This is a genomic window from Streptomyces griseorubiginosus (assembly GCF_017614965.1).
Taxonomy (GTDB): domain Bacteria; phylum Actinomycetota; class Actinomycetes; order Streptomycetales; family Streptomycetaceae; genus Streptomyces; species Streptomyces griseorubiginosus_B.
Map to the genome: position 1 here is coordinate 1 of NZ_WVUG01000517.1, position 3,351 is coordinate 3,351.

Here is a 3,351-nt window from a genome sequence, read left to right on the forward strand (position 1 = left end):
CACCGGGGCAGGCGGTGCTGACCTGCGCGGACGGGCGGGAGTGGAGCTGCGGGTACGTCGTGGCTGCGGACGGCGCGCGTTCGGCCGTGCGGCGGGGGCTGGGCATTCCCATGGAGGGCGAGCGGGGCGAGGGCTTCCATGTGGTGGTCGACGTGGCGGAGGCCGAGGACGCCGAGCCGGTGTCCGAGCGGGTCTTCCACTACGAGCATCCGGGCGTCGGCGGGCGCAGTGTGATGCGGGTGCCGTTCGCCGGGGGGTTCCAGGTCGATCTGCAGTGCCGGGACGACGACGCGCAGGAGGACTTCGGGACCCGGGAGGCGGTACGGCGGTGGCTGCCGGCGGTCGTGGGCGACGGGGGCGCCGAGCGGATCCTGTGGGTGTCGACGTACCGCTTCCTGCGCATGGTGGCGGCCTCCTTCACGGATGAGCACCGGCGGGTGCTGCTCGTCGGTGAGGCGGCGCACCTCTTCCCGCCGTTCGGGGCGCGCGGGATGAACAGCGGGATCGCGGACGCGGCGGCGGCCGCGGAGGCGGTCGCGGAGGGTACGGCGGACGCGGTCGGTGAGTTCGCGCGAGTGCGGCGGGCCGCGGGGCTGTTCAACAGCGCCGCCGCCCAGACCGCGCTCGACCATCTGCGGCCCCGGCGCCGGATCGTCCGGGCCAGACAGCGCGCGGCGGCGGTCCTCGCGCCCGTGCTGCCGTGGTGCGGGGCATGGCTGGAGCACGCGCCCTACGGGCCGCGGAACGGAGCCCCGGTGGTCGCCGGCGGCACGTACTGAGGGAGGAGCAGTTGTGACGCAACCCGTCATCGCCGAGGGGCTGTTGGCGTGGACGCCCGCCGGTGGGCTGGCTCCGGCGGACGAGCCCGGCGGGCGGCTGCTCGTCGCGGACTCGTGGCTGGTGCGGGACGGCAGGGTGCGTGGGTTCGAGCGGCACCGGGAGCGGTTCCTGCGGGCCTGCGGAGAGGCCGGCGGGCCGCCGCTCAGACGGCTGCTGGAGTTCTGGCGGGACATGACCGACGCGCTGCCGCGGACGGGCGAGTGGTTCCCGCGTGTCGAACTCGCGCCGGGCGGGACGCAGTTGCGGCTGCTGCTGCGGCACGCGCCACCGCTCGGGACCGGGGTGCGGGTCTGGGCCACGGGCCAGTCCGACCCGCGGACCGTGCCCCGCCGCAAGGGTCCCGACCTGGACACGCTGGCCCGGGTCCGCAGACGCGCCTCGGGCGAGGGAGCCGACGAGACGGTGCTCGTCGCTCCGTCCGGAGGGGTGCTGGAGGCGACCACGGCCAGCGTGCTGTGGTGGGAGGACGACACGCTGTGTCTGCCCCCGCCCCGGCTGCCCGTCCTGCCCGGCGTCACCGTCGCCCTCATCCAGGAACGGGCCCACCGCGAAGGCGTCCGGCTCGCCCACCGCACCCGGACCATGGCCGAACTGGACGGCCGCGAGGTGTGGCTCGTCAACGCGCTCCACGGGATCCGGCCGGTGACGGACTGGACGGGCGGGTCGATCCAGGCGGCCCCCGCGACCCACGCCCCGGAATGGCGCTCCTGGCTGGACGACATCATGGAGCCGCTGCCGGAGAAATAGCCGGAAAAGCCGGAAAGGGCGCATGGAATACGGGCATCGACGCGGATCGCCGGTGCCCGTATGAGGTATTTCTGTTTCCGACCCTTTCCCTACGGCCCTATTCCAGGGACCGGCGTTATCTATTGGCCGGCTGATAACCGCCCGGCGCCATCCGGGTGGCGATGGCGATGCGGTTGTAGGCGTTGATGACGGTGGCCGCCCAGACGAGTGCCGCGATCTGGTCCTCCTCGAAGACCTCGGCGGCCTCGGCGTAGACGGCGTCCGGCACCCGGCCGTCGTGGACCAGGGTCACGGCCTCGGTCAACGCAAGGGCGGCGCGCTCGCGTTCGGTGAAGAAAGGGGTCTCCCGCCAGGCGTTCAGGGCGTAGATCCGCTGCTCCGTCTCGCCCGCCGCCCGCGCGTCCTTGGTGTGCATGTCGAGGCAGAACGCGCAGCCGTTGATCTGCGAGGCGCGGATCCTGACCAGTTCCAGGAGTTCCGGTTCGACCTTGGCTTCCTGGGCCGCGGAAACGGCGGCGGCGTGCAGGGAGCCCATCGCCTTGGAGACGTCGGGGGTGATTTTCTTGAGGGCCACACGGGATATCGCGTCACTGTTGCTCATGGGGCGACTCTATCCGCGCGACCGCATTCGGGAATGCTGAACGCGGCAATTACGGCGGCGTCATTCGGGCAGTGCCGCGCACAGGGCGTCCAGCGCCCCCGACCAGGCGTGGTCCGGCGGTGTCCCGTAGCCGACGACCAGTGCGTCGCGCCGCTCGACCCTCGCCTCGGGGTGCTGGTAGCGGTGCAGCCCGTGCACCGCGAGCCCCTGCCAGGCCGCCGCCCGCAGCGCCTCCTGCTCGGTGCCCGGCGGGAGCCGCAGGACGACGTGCAGGCCGGCCGCGATGCCGGTGGCGCGGACCTGCGGGGCGCTGCGGGCGAGCCGGCCCACCAGCGCGTCGCGGCGGCGCCGGTAGCGCAGCCGGGCGGAGCGCACATGGCGGTCGTAGGCGCCGGAGGTGAGGAACTCGGCGAGGGTCAGCTGGTCCAGCACCCCGCAGCTGTCCACCCCGCCCTTGGCCTTCACCGCCTCCCGCACCCATCCCGGGGGCAGGACCAGCCAGGCCAGCCGGAGGCCGGGGGCGAGGGACTTGCTGGCCGTGCCGGCGTAGACGACGTGTTCGGGGTCGAGGCCCTGGAGGGCGCCGACGGGCTGGCGGTCGTAGCGGAACTCGCCGTCGTAGTCGTCCTCGATCACCAGGCCCCCGGTGCGGCGGGCCCAGTCGACGACGGCCGCCCGCCGGTCCCGGTGCAGGGTGCCGCCCATCGGGAACTGGTGGGCGGGGGTGAGCAGGACGGCGCCCTGGTCCGCCAACTCGCCCGGGTCCGTGCCCCGTTCGTCGAAGGGCAGCGGGACCGTGCGCAGACCGGCCTCGGCGAGCAGGTCCCAGTGGACGTAGAGGCCGTACGACTCGACGGCGACCGTGCCGGCGCCGCGGGCGCGCAGGACGGCGGCGAGGATCCGCAGTCCGTGGGAGATGCCGGCGCAGACCAGGATGTGGTCGGGGTCGGCGCGCACGCCCCGGGCGCGGGCGAGGTAGTGCGCGAGGGCGGTGCGCAGTTCGGCGCGGCCGCGCGGGTCGCCGTAGTCCAGGGCCTGGTGGGGAGCGGCGGCCAGGGCGCGGCGGGCGGCCTTGAGCCATTCGGCGCGCGGGAAGGAGGCGAGGTCGGGCAGGCCCGGGACCAGGTCGTAGGCGGGGCTGCTCGGGACGCGCGGGTGGGGCG

At 74.4% G+C, this 3,351-nt stretch carries 4 protein-coding genes; 2 read left to right on the plus strand and 2 right to left on the minus strand.

All coding sequences use genetic code 11. The annotated features are described in order from the left end of the window. A partial coding sequence (locus GRC12_RS42955; protein ID WP_208785867.1) for an FAD-dependent monooxygenase occupies positions 1-779 on the plus strand: 779 nt, incomplete at its 5' end. Between the two features lie 13 nt (positions 780-792). Continuing rightward, complete coding sequence (locus GRC12_RS42960) at positions 793-1,587, plus strand: aminotransferase class IV (protein ID WP_208785868.1); 795 nt, start codon at positions 793-795, stop codon at positions 1,585-1,587. 115 nt (positions 1,588-1,702) lie between these two features. Here GRC12_RS42960 and GRC12_RS42965 read toward each other — a convergent pair whose 3' ends face one another. Next, positions 1,703-2,188 (minus strand): carboxymuconolactone decarboxylase family protein, encoded by a 486-nt coding sequence (locus tag GRC12_RS42965; RefSeq protein WP_208785869.1) that lies wholly within the window; start codon positions 2,186-2,188, stop codon positions 1,703-1,705. Positions 2,189-2,248: 60 nt separating this feature from the next. Then, a partial coding sequence (locus GRC12_RS42970) for an aminotransferase-like domain-containing protein (RefSeq protein ID WP_208785870.1) occupies positions 2,249-3,351 on the minus strand: 1,103 nt, incomplete at its 5' end.

Coding starts and splice junctions, on each gene's coding strand:
- GRC12_RS42965 (WP_208785869.1), bottom strand. CDS start 2,188: ATGAGCAACAGTGACGCGATATCCCGTGTGGCCCTCAAGAAAATCACC.